The 14,783-nt window shown below is 74.2% G+C and carries 15 protein-coding genes and 1 riboswitch; of the genes, 5 read left to right on the top strand and 10 right to left on the bottom strand.

Going from position 1 to position 14,783, the window contains the following annotated elements; genetic code table 11:
• Nucleotides 1-15 precede the first annotated feature (15 nt).
• The gene (locus QSJ60_RS08620) at nt 16-804 is read left to right on the top strand and encodes a GNAT family N-acetyltransferase (RefSeq protein WP_285463320.1); all 789 of its coding nucleotides are present in this window, start codon (nt 16-18) and stop codon (nt 802-804) included.
• 38 nt (nt 805-842) lie between these two features.
• Here QSJ60_RS08620 and QSJ60_RS08625 read toward each other — a convergent pair whose 3' ends face one another.
• Nucleotides 843-1,061: a hypothetical protein gene (locus tag QSJ60_RS08625; protein ID WP_230766246.1), complete on the bottom strand. Its 219-nt coding sequence runs from the start codon at nt 1,059-1,061 to the stop codon at nt 843-845.
• A 97-nt stretch (nt 1,062-1,158) separates the two neighbouring features.
• Here QSJ60_RS08625 and QSJ60_RS08630 point away from each other — a divergent pair, with 97 nt between their 5' ends.
• Both QSJ60_RS08630 and QSJ60_RS08635 read left to right on the top strand, forming a co-directional pair.
• Nucleotides 1,159-2,019 carry an Fpg/Nei family DNA glycosylase gene (locus tag QSJ60_RS08630; protein ID WP_285463321.1) on the top strand — a complete coding sequence of 287 codons (861 nt, stop codon included), beginning with the start codon at nt 1,159-1,161 and terminating at the stop codon, nt 2,017-2,019.
• Between the two features lie 55 nt (nt 2,020-2,074).
• A complete protein-coding gene (locus QSJ60_RS08635) occupies nt 2,075-2,650 on the top strand; it encodes a GNAT family N-acetyltransferase (RefSeq protein WP_285463322.1) in 576 nt (191 codons plus the stop codon).
• Between the two features lies 1 nt (nt 2,651).
• On the opposite strand, the gene QSJ60_RS08640 is transcribed toward QSJ60_RS08635, so the two are convergent.
• Entirely contained in the window at nt 2,652-3,251 is a 600-nt protein-coding gene (locus QSJ60_RS08640; protein ID WP_285463324.1) for a hypothetical protein, read from the bottom strand.
• A 103-nt stretch (nt 3,252-3,354) separates the two neighbouring features.
• Here QSJ60_RS08640 and QSJ60_RS08645 point away from each other — a divergent pair, with 103 nt between their 5' ends.
• The gene (locus tag QSJ60_RS08645; protein ID WP_285463326.1) at nt 3,355-4,167 is read left to right on the top strand and encodes a putative protein N(5)-glutamine methyltransferase; all 813 of its coding nucleotides are present in this window, start codon (nt 3,355-3,357) and stop codon (nt 4,165-4,167) included.
• A 20-nt stretch (nt 4,168-4,187) separates the two neighbouring features.
• Here QSJ60_RS08645 and QSJ60_RS08650 read toward each other — a convergent pair whose 3' ends face one another.
• Nucleotides 4,188-4,856, bottom strand: a complete 669-nt coding sequence (locus QSJ60_RS08650; protein ID WP_285463327.1) for a phosphoribosyltransferase — start codon at nt 4,854-4,856, stop codon at nt 4,188-4,190.
• Between the two features lie 122 nt (nt 4,857-4,978).
• Between QSJ60_RS08650 and QSJ60_RS08655 the strand changes: the two genes are divergently transcribed.
• The gene (locus tag QSJ60_RS08655; RefSeq protein WP_285463328.1) at nt 4,979-6,739 is read left to right on the top strand and encodes a VWA domain-containing protein; all 1,761 of its coding nucleotides are present in this window, start codon (nt 4,979-4,981) and stop codon (nt 6,737-6,739) included.
• 114 nt (nt 6,740-6,853) lie between these two features.
• Here the strand turns inward: QSJ60_RS08655 and QSJ60_RS08660 are convergent, their stop codons facing one another.
• The 7 genes from QSJ60_RS08660 to QSJ60_RS08690 form a co-directional block, all read right to left on the bottom strand.
• On the bottom strand, nt 6,854-8,455 hold the full coding sequence (locus QSJ60_RS08660; RefSeq protein WP_285463329.1) for a DHA2 family efflux MFS transporter permease subunit: 1,602 nt from the start codon (nt 8,453-8,455) through the stop codon (nt 6,854-6,856).
• A 132-nt stretch (nt 8,456-8,587) separates the two neighbouring features.
• Nucleotides 8,588-8,725: a hypothetical protein gene (locus tag QSJ60_RS08665; RefSeq protein WP_189084548.1), complete on the bottom strand. Its 138-nt coding sequence runs from the start codon at nt 8,723-8,725 to the stop codon at nt 8,588-8,590.
• 79 nt (nt 8,726-8,804) lie between these two features.
• Nucleotides 8,805-9,953 (bottom strand): cysteine desulfurase family protein, encoded by a 1,149-nt coding sequence (locus QSJ60_RS08670; protein WP_285463330.1) that lies wholly within the window; start codon nt 9,951-9,953, stop codon nt 8,805-8,807.
• Nucleotides 9,950-10,822, bottom strand: a complete 873-nt coding sequence (gene nadC / locus QSJ60_RS08675) for a carboxylating nicotinate-nucleotide diphosphorylase (protein WP_285463331.1) — start codon at nt 10,820-10,822, stop codon at nt 9,950-9,952. Before nadC ends, QSJ60_RS08670 begins: the two co-directional genes overlap by 4 nt.
• Nucleotides 10,822-12,402, bottom strand: a complete 1,581-nt coding sequence (nadB, locus tag QSJ60_RS08680; RefSeq protein ID WP_285463332.1) for an L-aspartate oxidase — start codon at nt 12,400-12,402, stop codon at nt 10,822-10,824. The genes nadC and nadB overlap by 1 nt, the downstream gene beginning before the upstream one ends.
• Before the next feature lie 2 nt (nt 12,403-12,404).
• A complete protein-coding gene (nadA, locus tag QSJ60_RS08685; protein ID WP_285463333.1) occupies nt 12,405-13,781 on the bottom strand; it encodes a quinolinate synthase NadA in 1,377 nt (458 codons plus the stop codon).
• The gene (locus QSJ60_RS08690; protein WP_285463334.1) at nt 13,778-14,488 is read right to left on the bottom strand and encodes an NUDIX hydrolase; all 711 of its coding nucleotides are present in this window, start codon (nt 14,486-14,488) and stop codon (nt 13,778-13,780) included. Before QSJ60_RS08690 ends, nadA begins: the two co-directional genes overlap by 4 nt.
• Nucleotides 14,489-14,655: 167 nt before the next feature.
• A riboswitch (glycine riboswitch) is annotated at nt 14,656-14,754 on the top strand.
• Nucleotides 14,755-14,783 lie beyond the last annotated feature (29 nt).

Below are 14,783 nucleotides of genomic sequence, written 5' to 3' on the forward strand. Positions count from 1 at the left end.
GCCGAGCATGGCGGGGTGGACGAACGCGCCGAACTGCTCCTGGCCTATGACGACGAGCTCCGCACGGAGGCCGAGGTCCGCGAGGCGGAGGCGGTCGATCGTCTCGGTCCGCTCTTCGTCGCCCGCTTCGCCGGGGGTCGCGGCTTCGTCAGCTATCGGGACCTCGGCGGCGCCACGGCCGGACGCATCGGCGAACTCGTCGCCGAGGTCGCACGGCGCTTCGCCGCGGACGGGCGGGTCGTCGAGGCGGAGTGGAAGACGCGCGGCCACGATGCAGCGCCCGGGCTCCACGAGGCGCTGCTCGCGCACGGCTTCGTGCCCGAGGACCCCGAGTCGATCATGATCGGCGAGGCGACGAAGCTCGCCGTCGACGTCGAGCTGCCGCCCGGGGTGGTGATCCGTCGTGTCGTCGAGGAGCGCGAGGTGCGCGCGGCGAGTGCGATGCAGGACGAGGTGTTCGGCGGCCCCGTCTCAGAGGCCCGGGCGGACGAGCTCCTCCGCAAGCTCACCCGAGGGGACGGCGTCGAGGAGTGGGTCGCCGAGGTCGACGGCCGCTTCGTCAGCGCCGGCCGGATCGAGCCCGTGCCCGGCACGCGGTTCGCCGGCATCTGGGGCGGGGCGACCCGCGAGGAGTGGCGCGGGCGCGGCATCTACCGGGCGCTCACCTCGGCGCGGGCGCGCTCGGCGCTCGCGCAGGGCAAGACGCACATCACCAGCGACTCGACCGAGTTCTCACGGCCGATCCTGGAGCGCTCGGGCTTCGTCAAGGTGTCGACGACGACGCCGTACGTCTGGCGGCGCTGAATCTCTGGCGGCGGTAAGCGCACGCCGGCCGCGTGCGCTCAGGCCGCGGCGTGGGAGAGCGGGGCGACGAGGACGCGGACGGTGGCTTCGGGCGCGGCCGTGAACCGCCCGGCCGCGCCGTCGACGGTCGTGTAGTCGACGCGGATGCCTCGCCCGATGCGTCGGACGCGGGTGATCTCGTAGTGGCGGCCCGTGGTGTTCACGAGCGTGTCGCCGACCCGCAGTTCGCGGGTCTGCCGGAGCTCGATCTCGTTCATGCTGAGAGTGTCTCAGCACCCACCGACATTCGCCTCGGCATCCGCTCGCCGGGCCTGGGCGCTTCCGGATGTCGGCGGCGGGTGGCAGCATCGAGGCATGCCGGAGCTCCCCGAGGTGCAGGCGCTGACGGCGTTCCTCGACGAACGCGCGGTCGGTCACGCCTTCGCGTCCCTGCGGGTCGCCGCCATCGCCGCGTTGAAGACGTTCGACCCGCCGTTGTCGGCCCTCGAGGGGCGCACCATCGAACGGGTCACGAGGCACGGCAAGTTCGTCGACCTCGACGCGGGTGGGGTGCACCTCGTGTTCCATCTGGCCCGCGCCGGGTGGCTGCGCTGGTACGACGAGCTGCCCGCCACCCCGGTGAAGCCGGGCAAGTCGCCGCTCGCGCTGCGGGTGCGGCTCGACGACGGCTCCGGCTTCGACCTCACCGAGGCCGGCACGAAGAAGTCGCTCGCCGTCTCCGTCGTCCGCGATCCCGCCGAGGTGCCCGGCATCGCGAGACTCGGCCCCGACCCGACGGCCGACGAGTTCACTCTGGCCGACTTCGCCGCCGTGCTCGACGGGCGCCGCACGCAGATCAAGGGCCTGCTGCGCGACCAATCCGTGTTCGCTGGCATCGGCAACGCCTACTCCGACGAGATCCTGCACGCCGCCCGCATGTCGCCGTACGCCCTCGCCGCGAAGCTCACGCCGCAGCAGGTCGAGCAGCTTTACACCGCGATGCGCGAGACGCTCGCCGAGGCGGTGGCCGAGGCCTCCGGAAAGCCGCCGGCCGAGCTGAAGGACGCGAAGCGCCGCGCCCTGCGCGTCCACGGGCGCACGGGGCAGAGCTGCCCGGTGTGCGGCTCCACCATCCGCCAGGTGATCTTCGCCGACTCGACCTTCCAGTACTGCCCCGGCTGCCAGACCGGGGGCAAGGTGCTCGCAGACCGGGTGCTGTCCCGGCTCGTCAAGTAGCTGCGGCGGCCCGCGCGGCTGCGGCCCGTCGGGGTCGCTGGCAGACTGGGAGGCGATGACGACTGCGAACGTGTCCTGGCCCCGTCCCGCCGGCCGCCTCGAACTGCGGCTGCCGACCGCCGAACTCCTCGACCGTGTCCTGGAGTGGCGCAACCGTCCGGAGGTCACCCGCTGGCTGCTGCACACCACCGTCGAGCCCGAGGCGTTCCGCACCGCGTGGCTCGAGAGCATCGCCGACCCGAAAGACCACTCCGCCATCGCCCTGCTCGACGGCGAGGTCGTCGGTACCGGCTCGCTCTCGCTGAGCGACGCGATGGGGCAGAGTCACGTGCCCGATGGCCCGTGGCGCGGCGCCGAGGCCGACCTCGGCTATCTCATCGATCCGGCGCACGCCGGTGCCGGACACGCGACCGAGATCGCTCGCGCACTGCTGGGCCTCGCCTTTGACGAGCTCGGAGTGCGCCGCGTCACCGCGGGCTGCTTCGCCGACAACATCGGCTCCTGGCGGGTGATGCAGAAACTCGGGATGCGGCGCGAGCAGCACGGCGTGCGCGACTCCTGGCACGCTGAACTCGGCTGGATCGACGGCTTCACCTACGCCATGCTCGCCGAGGAGTGGCCGGCGCGCTGAGTCACCCGAGCTCGAGCTCCAGGCGGTCGAGGAGCCGACGGAGCTGCTCGGGCGTGGTCGAGGCATCCAGACGCTCGGCGAGCTGCGCCGCGAGGGCGCGCTTGCGCCCCGCGCCACTGCCGGCGAAGCGATGCAGCTGATCGCCCCGCGCCCGGTCGCGCCACTCCGGCTGGCGCTGGAACCTCGCGAAGCGGCCGGCGTCGCCGATCTGCCGCAGCGCGTCCTCGACCGCATCGGTGCCGAGGGCTCGGATGAGCTCGTCCTCGAGGTCGCGAACGCAGACGAAGAAGCCGCGCGCGGCGAGACCGTCGCGATCCGGCATCGCCCCGCCCTCGGCGAGCGCGGACGCCACGACGCGCTCCTCGGGGGCGTCGGTGAGTCCGAGCAACGCCGTCTGCGGATGTGCGGTCCGGAGTTCGGCGACCACGCGGCGGATGTTCGTGACGCCGTGCATCGGCACGAGTGCGGCTCCGCCCGCCCCGCCGTGGAAGTGGATGCCTCGCGAGGCCGCCAGTCGTTCGACGACGACGGCGTCGCTGTCGCCCTCGACGAGCACGGCCGCCCGCGGCGCCGTGCGGCCGGCGAGTTCGAAGACGCGCATGATGAGCCCAGCCTGGCAGCGGGGGAGCCGATCCGCCAGCGCTCGAACACGCGAAGTACGGGGTGGACGGGTCGCGCAGGGCGGGCGGGAGGATGATGGGGGCGTGACCACCCCGCCCGCCGTCCCGGATCTCGCCGCGCTCGCCGCGCGGCTCCGCGCCGCCGGCTGCGTGTACGCCGAGGAGGAGGCCGCGCTGCTGCTCGATGCGGTGGCGGCGTCGCGCCCGGCGGCTGCGAGCGAACTCGAGCGGCTCGTCGCCCGTCGCGAAGCGGGGGAGCCGCTGGAGCAGCTCCTCGGCTGGGCCGAGTTCGACGGCCTCCGGCTGCAGCTCGAACCCGGCGCGTTCGTGCCACGGGCGCGCACCCTGCTCGTCGCCCGCGAGGCCGTGCGGCTCGCGCGCCGCGCCTCCCCACCGGCGACGGTGCTCGACCTCTGCTGCGGCGTCGGCGCGATCGGGGCGGTGCTGCAGCGAGCGCTGCCCGAGGTGCGGCTCCTCGCGGTCGATCTCGACGAGGTCGCGATCGCGGCCGCGCGCCGCAATCTCGAACCGGCGGGCGGCGTCGTGCGCCAGGGCGATCTCTTCGACGCCGTGCCCAGCGGACTCCTCGGCGGATTCGACGTCATCGCGGTGAACGCCCCCTACGTGCCGAGCGCCGAGATCGCGCACATGCCGCCCGAGGCGCGCGAGCACGAGCACCGCCTCGCCCTCGACGGCGGGCACGACGGGCTCGCGCTGCACCGCAGGATCGCGGTCGAGTCCCCGCGATGGCTGCGAGCGGGCGGTGCGGTTGTCATCGAGTGCGGCGCGCGGCAGGCGGAGCGCTCCGCGGCGCTGTTCGCGCGTGCGGGGTTCACGAGCGAGGTCCTCGCCGACGAGGCGCTCGACGCGACGGCGGTGCGGGCCCGGCTGAGCTGAGCTGAGCTGAGCCCGACGATTCACCCCGGCGGCGTTCGGCGCAGCAGCTGGTCGACGAGCTCGTCCGGCGTCTGGGCGAAGTCGAGGTACCAGGCGCCGACCGCGCGGAAGTCGGCCGGGGCAGACAGCACGACCGACTCGTCGAAGCCGTCGAGCTCGGCGAGCGCCTGCGGGGATGCGACCGGGGCGGCGAGCACCAGCCGCGCGGCCTCGAGCGCCCGGAGCACACGTCCGGCGGCGGCGACGGTCGCGCCCGTCGCGATCCCGTCGTCGACGAGCACGACGGTGGCATCGCGGACCGCGGCGGCCGAGGCATCCGTGCGCCACCTGGCCGCGCGCCGCTCGACCTCCGCGGACTCGCGGGCGACGATCGCGGCGAGCTCCGCCTCGTCGACGGCCACCGCCTCGACGACGTCGTCGTTCCACACCACGGCCGCACGCGCCCCGGCGCCGGCACCGGCCTGCCCGACCGCACCCATCGCGAGCTCCGGCTGACCGGGGACGCCGAGCTTGCGCACGACGATCGCTTCGAGCGGCGCCGCGAGCCGAGCGGCCACCTCCGCCGCGACGGGCACGCCCCCGCGGGGGATGCCCACGACGACGAGCGGCTCCGGCCAGCTCGCTCGCCGGTGCTGCAGGGTCTCGCCGAGCACGCGCCCGGCGTGTTCTCGATCGCGGAACGGTTCCATGACGTTCTCCGTCGTGCCATCCTCGCACGATCCCCTATGCTGTTCTCGTTCTCTTCCCCCTCGAACGGGGGAGCCCGTTCGAGGGGCGGCGGCGAAGCGGCCGACGCTCACCTGGAGTGCACGTGGGACGACACAGCGACCCGGTACCCGAACCGGGAACCCGATCGCGCCGTGACGCGAGACGCGCCGAGCGCCGCAGCGCCGGCACGCCTCGCCGTCGGCGCGCCCTGATCACCGGCGGCGTCGCCGTGCTGCTCATCGCCACGGGCGGCGCGCTGTGGGCGGGCGGGGTGATCGCACCGCCCGCCTCGCCCGCCGCCGCCGAGGGGTGCCCGACCCCGCGCGCGATCGTCATCGTGGCCGATCCGTCGATCGCCGGCGCCGCACGCGAGACGGCGAAGCGCCTCGGTGCCGACGCGGACGCGTGCCTCGCCGCCGAGGTCGTCTCGCAGGACTCCGCCGACACGGCCGCGGCGCTCGCCGCGGGCACCTTCACGGGCGACGCATGGATCCCCGACTCGAGCGTCTGGGTGGCCCGGCTCGGCGCACTCGCCCAAGCGTTCGGACGGCAGGCGCCGGTGCTCGACTCGCAGGGCTCCGTCGCCGTGTCGCCCATCGTGCTCGCGACCCCGAGCGCCGCGGCGGACGCGCTCCCCGTCGAACCGAGTTGGTCGGCGATCCGCGACCGGACGCTCACCGCGCTGCTGCCCGACCCGGAGGCGAGCGCGGCCAGTCTCGCCGCGCTCTCCGCGGTGCAGGCGGTCTCCGCTCCCGAGGAACCCCGGCAGCTCGCCGCGGCGATGCTCGCGCTCGGCCGGGTCATCCCCGCCTCGGCGGACGCGGCGATCTCCTCGGCGGCGGCCGGCTCGGTCGTCGTGATGAGCGAGTCCGAGGTCGCCCGCCACAATCGCGACCGCCCCGCGCAGTTGCTGATCGCGAGCTATCCGGCCGACGGCACCGTGGTGCTCGACTACCCCTTCGTGCGGGTGCCGGCGCCGGTCGGCTCCGGCTCGGCCGACGCCATCGAAGCCGCCCACGCGGACACCGCGACCGGCATCGTCGACTTCGAGGCGGCGCTCAGGGCCGAGGCCGGTCCGCTGCTGCACGCCGGGCTCCGTCGCCCGGACGGCTCCGGCACGATCACGACCTCGGGCGTCAGCGCGGAGCTGCCGTTCCCCGGCACCGTGCTCGAGACCGCGCTCGCCGCGGATTCGCTCGGTGCGGGCCAACTGGAGCTGCTGCGGCAGTGGGGCGTCATGACGCTCCGCTCCCGCATGCTCGCCGTCATCGACGTCTCGGGGTCGATGGCCGACCCGGCGGGCGACGGCTTGCGCCGGATCGACCTGTTCCAGCGGGCCGCCGGCGGTGCCCTCGCCCAGTTCTCCGGCGAGGTGCAGCTCGGCGTCTGGGTCTTCTCGACGGCGCGCGACGGCGAGCGCGACTGGGAGGAGCTCGCCCCCATCGCCCCGCTCGCGGACGAGGGGCACACGGCGCAGGTGATGGGGGTGGTGGCCTCCTTGCCGGAACGACTGGGCGGCGCGACCGGCCTGTACGACACGACGCTGGCCGCGGTCGATCGCGTTCGCGAGGGCTACGACCCGAAGAAGATGAACTCGGTGCTGCTCATCACCGACGGGCGCAACGAGGACGAGGGCGGCCTCGAGCTCGACCAACTGCTCTCGCAGCTCGCCGCACGGCAGGACCCCGAGCGACCGGTCCCCGTCATCATGGTCGGCTTCGGGCCCGACACCGACCTCGAGGCGATGCAGCGCATCGCCGAGGTGACCGGCGGCGCGGCGTACTCGGCGACGAGGCCGGAGGATCTCGGCATCGTGCTCGTCGATGCGCTCTCGCAGCGCGCCTGCCGCCCCGACTGCGGCTGAGCCCGGCCTGGCCGCACCGCCCGCGACCGGACGGTGGAGCGCGCACGGCGACGGCCTCGGCACCCTGCGGTGCCGAGGCCGTCGCGGTTCGTGCGGCGCTCGTGAGCGCGCGACTCAGTGGCCGATCGGCGCGCCCTCGCCCATGTCGGCGGGCTTGCGGACGAAGAAGGTGCCCACGACGGCCGCGACGGAGATGATCGCGCCGACGAGGAACGCGGCGCGGATGCCGGCCGCCTCCGAGGTCTCGAGGGCGGCGCCGGTCGCGGCGACCGCGGCCGACTGCGCCGTCATCACCGTGATGAACAGGGCCGTGCCCGCGGCGCCCGCCACCTGCTGCACCGTGCCCACGATCGCCGAGCCGTGCGAGTAGAACCGCGGCTCGATCGAGCCGAGCGCCGAGGTGAACAGCGGCGTGAACATGAAGGCCAGGGCGGCGGAGAGCACGACGTGCGCGACGAGCATCAGCCACCACGGGGTCTGCTCGCTGACCATCGTGAGCGACCACAGCACGCCGCTGACGACGATGCTGCCCGGCACGAGGAGCGGGGTCGGGCCCACGCGGTCGTAGAGACGCCCGACCGTCGGCCCGAGCAGGCCCATGACGAGTCCGCCGGGCAGGAGCAGCAGCCCGGTGGCGAGCGGCTCGAGGTGCAGCACGTTCTGCAGGTAGATCGGCAGCAGGATGATCGTGCCGAACAGCGCCGCCATCATGACGACCATGAGCGCGATCGACACCGCGAAGTTGCGCGAGTGGAAGGTGCGGAGGTCGAGGAGCGCCCGGTCGCGGCGCTGCAGGCGCAGCTGACGCCAGATGAACGCCCCGAGCGCGACGGCGCCGACGCCGAGCGCGACCCACAGCGGCACGGTGTCGCCGGGCGTCTTGCCGGTGACGACGCCGCCGAGGATGCTCAGGCCGTAGACGAGGCCGCCGAAGCCGAAGGCCGAGAGCACCACGGAGAACACGTCGAGCGGGAGCACCCGGGTCTCGCTGACGTTCTCGACCTTGCGGAAGCCGATCACGAGCATGACGAGGGCGATCGGCAGCACGAACCAGAACATGAACCGCCAGGAGAGGAAGTTCAGCACCAGACCGGAGATGGTCGGCCCGATGGCGGGCGCGACCGACATCACGATCGAGACGCGGCCCATGAAGCGGCCGCGGTCGCTCGGCGCGACGACGGTCATGAGCGTCGTCATGAGCAGCGGCATCATGATCGCGGTGCCGGTGGCCTGCACGATCCGGCCGCCGAGGAGCACCTCGAAGCCGGGCGCCGTCGCGGCGATGAGCGTGCCCGCCGAGAACAACGACATGGCCGTGATGAACATCGAGCGGGTCGGGAAGCGCTGCAGCAGGAAGCCCGTGATCGGAATGACGACGGCCATCGTGAGCATGAACGCCGTGGTCAGCCACTGCGCGGCCGACAGCGAGATGTGCAGGTCGTCGACGAGGTGCGGGATGGCGACGCCCATGATCGTCTCGTTGAGGAAGACGACGAAGGTGGCGCCGAGCAGCAGCCAGATGACCTTGGTGTCGCGGGCGCCGTGCTCGGGCTGGGCGGCGCGGATGGCCGCGTCCTCCGCGGCGGCGGCGGGCGAGTCGGCGAGGGCCGCGTCGGCGGCGGCAGCGGTCGAGGCGGAGTCCGCCCGGCCGGCGGACGGGGCGGGCTGAACGGAGTCGAGGTCGGAAACGGCGCGTTCGGTGAAGGAGGTTCCCATCGAGAAGGGCGGCGCGGACGAGCGCCTGAGAGTGGTGCGTCGGTGCAGAGTGCAACCCGCCCTGGTTCAGGCGCTATTCCCAGATCGACCGATCGATAGGAACGAATACGAAACGCGGGGAATCGCGGCGGATTACGGAGCGGGTGCGGGCCCGTCGGTCGGGCTCGGCTCGGGGAGCCAGCCCTTCAGCAGCTGCTCTTCGGGAGCGAGCTCGTCTTCGATGCGGCGCTCGCGCTCGTCATCGGAAGGGGTGGGAGTTGCATCGCTCATGACTCCAAGATAGCGCGGGCCACCGACATCCGCATCGGTGCTCCGCCCCGGCGCCGGATCGCGAGGCGTCGCTCGTCGCTCAGTCGCGGCGCCCGAGCCGGCGCACCGCGGCGACCGCACGGCTCGCCGCGAGGACCGTCGTCTCGATCTCCTCCGCGGTGGTCGCCGCGCCGAGGGTGAAGCGCACCGCCGTGCCCGCAAGCTCCGCCGGCACCCCCATCGCCGTGAGCACGTGCGAGGGCTCCGTGCGGCCGACCGCGCACGCGGATCCGCTCGAGGAGATCACGCCGTCGCGCTCGAGTTCGAGCAGCACCGCTTCGCCGCTCGCTCCGGGGAAGAGGAACGACGCGGTCGAGGCGAGCCGCTCGGTGGGGTGGCCAGTGAGGCGCGACTCGGGGATCTCGGCGAGGACGCGGGCGACGAGCCGCCGACCGAGTTCGTCCGTGCGAGCGGCGCGCTCCTCGCGCTCCCGTTCGGCGAGTTCGAGCGCCGTCGCGAGGGCCACGGCGCCGGCCACGTTCTCGGTGCCGGAGCGGCGGCCGCGCTCCTGACCGCCGCCGTGCAGCACCGGCTCGAGCGGCACCCGCCCGCGCACGACGAGCGCCCCGACGCCCTTCGGCGCCCCGACCTTGTGCCCCGCGAGGCTGAGCGCGTCCGCGCCGAGGGCGTCGAGATCGAGCGGCAGTCGGCCGGCGGCCTGCACGGCGTCGCTGTGCACGACGGCCCCGCGCTCGCGGGCGAGGGCGGCGAGCGCGGCCAGCGGCTGCACGGTGCCGACCTCGTTGTTCGCGAGCTGGATCGAGACGAGCGTCGTGTCCGGCCGCAGCACCGCGGCGAGCGCCTCCGGATGCACGAGGCCCGAGGCATCCACCGGCACGAGGTCGAGGGTGAAGCCGTGCGCGCGCTCCAAGAACCGGGCGGACTCGAGCACCGCCTCGTGCTCGATGGCCGAGACGACGAGGTGCCGCCCGCGCGGCGCGGCGAGCGCCGGCCCTTTCACCGCGAGGTTGTCGGCCTCGGTGCCGCCGCTCGTGAAGACGACCTCGCCCGGTCGGGCGCCGGTCGCGGCCGCCACCCGCTCCCGCGCCCACTCGAGCGCCGCGGCCGCCTGCTCACCGAGCCCGTGGCTGCTGGAGGGGTTCCCGAAGGCGCCCGTCAGGTACGGCCACATCGCCTCGAGCGCCTCGCGGCGCACCGGCCCTGTGGCGGCATGGTCGAGGTAGATCACGTGGCCGGTCCGCCCTCCGCGCGCACGTCGAGGTCGAGCCCGAGATCGAGGGAGCGGACCGAGTGGGTGAGGGCGCCGACCGAGATCACGTCGACCCCGGTCGCGGCGATCGCGGCGACGGTGTCGAGGGTCACCCCGCCCGAGGCCTCGACGATCGCGCGGCCGGCGATCCGCTCGACGCCCGCCGCGAGCTCGTCGAGCGAGAAGTTGTCGAGCATGATCGTGTCGGCGCCGCCGTCGAGCATGGCGTCGAGCTGGTCGAGGCGGTCCACCTCGACCTCGAAGTGCACGGTGTGGCCGAGCCGCTCGCGCGCCCCGCGCAGCGCCGTGGCGAGGTCGAGCCCGCCCGCCGTGAGGACCGCGAGGTGGTTGTCCTTCGCCATCACGGCATCGGACAGCGAGCGGCGGTGGTTGCGTCCGCCGCCGTCGCGCACCGCCCGTCGTTCGAGGCTGCGCAGCCCGGGCGTGGTCTTCCGGGTGTCGACGATGCGGGCGCGCGTGCCGGCGACCGCGGCGACGTACTCCGCGGTCAGGGTGGCGATCCCGCTCATCCGCTGCAGCAGGTTGAGGCCCACGCGCTCGGCGGTGAGCACTCCGCGCGCGGTGCCGCGCACGGTGGCGAGCGTCTGCCCGGCCTCGAAGCGCTCGCCGTCGTGCACGAGGAACTCGACGTCGATCGCCGGGTCGACGAGCCGGAACGCGGCCCGGAACGCGTCGGATCCGCTGAGCACGCCCGGCTCGCGGGCGACGAGCGCGGCGTCGGCGACGGCGTCCACCGGGATGAGGGTCTCCGAGGTCAGGTCGCCCCAGGGGGCGTCCTCGTCGAGGGCGGCGGAGACGAGCCGGTCGAGCTCGCGGTCGGTGGTCATCAGGCGGCCTCCTCGTACGGGGCGGGCGGGATCTGGGCGGCTGGGTCGTCGGTGCGGCAATGCGCGCCGACGCTCTCGCGCCGGTCGAGCGCCGCGGCGACGGTGCGGCGCGCGAGCTCGAGCAGGTTGCGGTCCTCGGCGCTCGCTCGGTCGCGCACCTCGGACGCGCGCCAGCTCGCGAGGACGGATGCCGCCGCCTCGAGTCCGGCGGCCGAGCGCTCGAGTCCGGCGGCGTCCCACATGAGCGTGCGGAGCGCCTCCCGGTCCACCGCCCGCCCCGCACCTCGACGTGCCCGACTTTTATGAAAGTCGGGCAACTCGGTACTGGGGCTCCGACTTGCCCGACTTTCATGAAAGTCGGGCAAGTCGGAGTCGGAGACGGAGTCGGAGACGGAGTCGGGGGCGGGGGAGGAGGGGGTGGCGACGAGGGCGCGCGCGGCGCGCTCGGCGAACACGGCGGCCTCGAGCAGCGAGTTCGAGGCGAGCCGGTTGGCGCCGTGCACGCCGGTGCGGGCGCACTCGCCCACGGCGAAGAGGTTCGGCAGAGTGGTGCGGGCGTCGAGGTCCACGACGATCCCGCCCATCGCGTAGTGCGCGGCGGGCGTCACCGGGATCGGCTCGCGCGACCAGTCGAAGCCGGCGTCGCGGACGATGCGGTCGAGCCCCGGGAAGCGGCGGGCGAGCGCGTCCTCGCCGAGCGCCGTCGCGTCGAGCAGCGCGGGAGCCCCGCCCTGCTCGGCCATCGTGCGCCACACGGCGCGGGCGACGACATCGCGCGGGGCGAGCTCGGCGAGCGGGTGCGCCTCGGCGAGGAAACGTCGCCCCGAGGCGTCCCGCAGCACCGCGCCCTCGCCGCGCACCGCCTCGGAGATGAGCGGGGTGCCCGGAACCGCGAGCGCGGTGGGATGGAACTGCACGAACTCCAGGTCGGCCACCTCGGCCCCGGCGCGGGCGGCCGCGGCGACCCCGTCGCCCGTCGCGACGGCGGGGTTCGTGGTGTGCAGGTAGAGCTGCCCCGCCCCGCCTGTGGCGAGCACGACGCGATCGGCCCGGCGTTCGACGATGGCCCCGTCGGCGTCGAGCAGGACGGCCCCGACGACGACCCCGCCCTCCACGAGGAGGTCGAGCAGCATCGTGCGCTCGTGCACCGCGACCGCGCGCCGTCGCACGGTCGCGACCAGGGCGGCCTCGATCGCCGCGCCGGTCGCGTCGCCGCCGGCGTGCACGATGCGCGCACGGGAGTGCGCCGCCTCGAGCCCGCGCTCCAGCCCGGACTCGTCGCGGTCGAAGCCCACGCCGAAGCGGATGAGGTCGCGCACCCGGGCCGGCCCCTCCTCGCAGAGCACGCGCACCACCTCGGGGTCGGCGAGCCCGGCGCCCGCGGCGATCGTGTCGGCGTAGTGCCGCTCGGCGGAGTCGTCGGGGAAGAGGGCCGCCGCGATGCCGCCCTGCGCGTACCGGGTGCTGCCCTCGGCGAGCTCGGTCTTCGTCACCAGCTCGACGGCGCAGCCGGCCTCGGCTGCACGCACCGCGGTCCACAGGCCCGCGATGCCGCCGCCGACGACGAGCACGCTCGGCACGGTCAGCTCCGAGCCGCGGCGGGAGGCGCGCTCGGCGCCGCCGACGGCGCCGCGCCGCTCACGGGCGCCCCGCTCGGCAGGGCTCGCAGCATCCGCTCGAGCGCGACCTTCGCGTCGGTGGCGACGGCGTCGGGCACCTGGATGCGGTTCACGACGCGGCCCTCGACGAGCTCCTCGAGCACCCAGGCGAGGTAGCCGGGGTGGATGCGGTACATCGTCGAGCACGGGCAGACCACCGGGTCGAGACAGAAGATGGTGTGCTCGGGGTGCTCGGCGGCGAGCCGCTGCACGAGGTTGATCTCGGTGCCGATCGCGAAGGTGGTGCCCGCCGGGGCGGCCTGGATCGCCTTCACGATGAAGTCCGTCGAGCCCGCCGCATCGGCGGCGTCGACGACGGGCATCGGCGACTCGGGGTGCACGATGACCCGCACGCCGGGGTGCTCGCGACGCGCCTGCTCCACCTGCTCGACGGTGAAGCGGCGGTGCACCGAGCAGAAGCCGTGCCAGAGGATCACGCGGGCGTCGCCGAGCGCCGCCGCGTCGTTGCCGCCCAGCGGCTGCCGCGGGTTCCACATCGGCATCGCGTCGAGCGGCACGCCCATCGCCTTCGCGGTGTTGCGGCCGAGGTGCTGGTCGGGGAAGAAGAGCACCCGCCGGCCGCGCTCGAAGGCCTGCTCGAGCACGGTGCGGGCGTTCGAGGAGGTGCAGACGATGCCGCCGTGGCGTCCGACGAAGCCCTTGAGCGCGGCCGAGGAGTTCATGTAGGTCACCGGCACCACGGGCAGGAGCCCGTCGGCGTCGGGGGTGTCGAGATCGCCGTAGACGGTGGCGAGCTGCTCCCAGCACGCCTCGACGCTCGCCTCGTCGGCCATGTCGGCCATCGAGCAGCCGGCCGCGAGGTTCGGCAGGATGACCGCCTGCTCGGGGCGCGACAGGAGGTCGGCGGTCTCGGCCATGAAGTGCACGCCGCAGAAGACGATCGCCTCGGCATCGGGCCGGGTCAGCGCGGCGTTCGCGAGCTGGAAGGAGTCGCCGACGAAGTCCGCGTGCTGCACCACCTCGTCGCGCTGATAGAAGTGGCCGAGGACGACGACGCGCTCGCCGAGGGTCTGCTTGGCGCGGCGGATGCGCTCGTGCAGCTCCTCGTCGCTCGCGAGCCGGTACGCCTCCGGCAGCGCGCCCTGCCGGGGCGAGCCGGTGGGGATGACGTCGCCCATCGATGCGCCGGGCCCGTAGGAGGCGGGGCCGGCGTCGAAGGTCCAGGGGCCGTCGGCGAGTTCGGGTGCGCAGCTCTCGCCGCCGCTCGCGCCGCTCGCGATGAGGCGGATGCTGCGGTCGACGGATGCCGCGCGGCGGGTGTCGAGGGAGGTGGGGCTCATGACGCGGTCCTCTCGGCGTCTCGGAACGGTTCCCGGATGCCCGGCGCGGGGCCGGCCGGGTCGTAGCGGTACAGCTTCGGCGGGCGGTGCGGAGTGCCGGCGCGGTGCTCGCCGGTCTCCTGCAGGCCGCCCGAGGCGAGCATGGTGCGGCGGAAGTTCGCCGGGTCGAGCGGGCGGCGCAGCACCGCCTCGTACACCTCGCGCAATTCGGCGAGCGTGAAGGTACGGCCGAGCAGCGCGTGCGCGATCTCCGAGTACTCGACCTTCGTGCGCAGTCGCCAGAGCGCGTAGGCGATGATCTCGGCGTGGTCGAAGGCGAGCGCGGGCAGCGTGTCGGCCGGCACCCAGCGCACGTTCGGGCCGATGGTGGCGCGGGCGGCCTCGTCGCTCGGCAGCAGCGCCCAGTAGACGACGGAGACAACGCGCTCGCCGGGGGAGCGGTCGACGCCGCCGAAGGTGTAGAGCTGCTCGAGGTAGCTCGGCGCGAGGCCGGTCGTGGCCCGCAGGGTGCGGGCGGCGGCGGTCTCGAGCTCCTCGTTCGGCGGCAGCCAGCCGCCCGGCAGGGCCCAATGGCCGCGCTGGGGCTCGCGGGTGCGGCGCACGAGCGGGGTCCAGAGCGCGGGCGGGCCGCCGGCGCGGTCGGCGCGGAGCGCGAAGATGACGGTGGAGACGGCGAGGCGCGCGGTGCTCGGCGGAGTCGTGGGCATCGCGGCTCCCTCCGGCGATTCCGTCTTCGAGTCAGGATGACTCGAAGGCCATTGACCGCAGCTTACAGTCAGGATGACTCGAAGGCGAATCCGTGTGCGCCGAGTCCCGCCCCCGGGAGCCGGGGCCTGTGCGGTAGGATCGGGCGCACAACCGCATACCGGGCCATCGACGCGTCGCGGGAGAGCCACCGGCAGTCATCGTCGGGGGCACCGAAGGAGCAAGCCTCCCCGCCAATCTCTCAGGTACACGACACCGCGATGACGAGGCCGCTCTGAAAAGTGCCCGTTTCGGGCC

Origin of the sequence: Agromyces sp. NBRC 114283 (genome assembly GCF_030268405.1) — a bacterium.
Lineage (GTDB): Bacteria > Actinomycetota > Actinomycetes > Actinomycetales > Microbacteriaceae > Agromyces > Agromyces mediolanus.

Coding starts and splice junctions, on each gene's coding strand:
- QSJ60_RS08635 (WP_285463322.1), top strand. CDS start 2,075: ATGACGACTGCGAACGTGTCCTGGCCCCGTCCCGCCGGCCGCCTCGAA.
- nadC (WP_285463331.1), bottom strand. CDS start 10,822: ATGACCACCGACCGCGAGCTCGACCGGCTCGTCTCCGCCGCCCTCGAC.
- QSJ60_RS08665 (WP_189084548.1), bottom strand. CDS start 8,725: ATGAGCGATGCAACTCCCACCCCTTCCGATGACGAGCGCGAGCGCCGC.
- QSJ60_RS08630 (WP_285463321.1), top strand. CDS start 1,159: ATGCCGGAGCTCCCCGAGGTGCAGGCGCTGACGGCGTTCCTCGACGAA.
- QSJ60_RS08625 (WP_230766246.1), bottom strand. CDS start 1,061: ATGAACGAGATCGAGCTCCGGCAGACCCGCGAACTGCGGGTCGGCGAC.
- QSJ60_RS08640 (WP_285463324.1), bottom strand. CDS start 3,251: ATGCGCGTCTTCGAACTCGCCGGCCGCACGGCGCCGCGGGCGGCCGTG.
- QSJ60_RS08650 (WP_285463327.1), bottom strand. CDS start 4,856: ATGGAACCGTTCCGCGATCGAGAACACGCCGGGCGCGTGCTCGGCGAG.
- QSJ60_RS08690 (WP_285463334.1), bottom strand. CDS start 14,488: ATGCCCACGACTCCGCCGAGCACCGCGCGCCTCGCCGTCTCCACCGTC.
- nadA (WP_285463333.1), bottom strand. CDS start 13,781: ATGAGCCCCACCTCCCTCGACACCCGCCGCGCGGCATCCGTCGACCGC.
- QSJ60_RS08660 (WP_285463329.1), bottom strand. CDS start 8,455: ATGGGAACCTCCTTCACCGAACGCGCCGTTTCCGACCTCGACTCCGTT.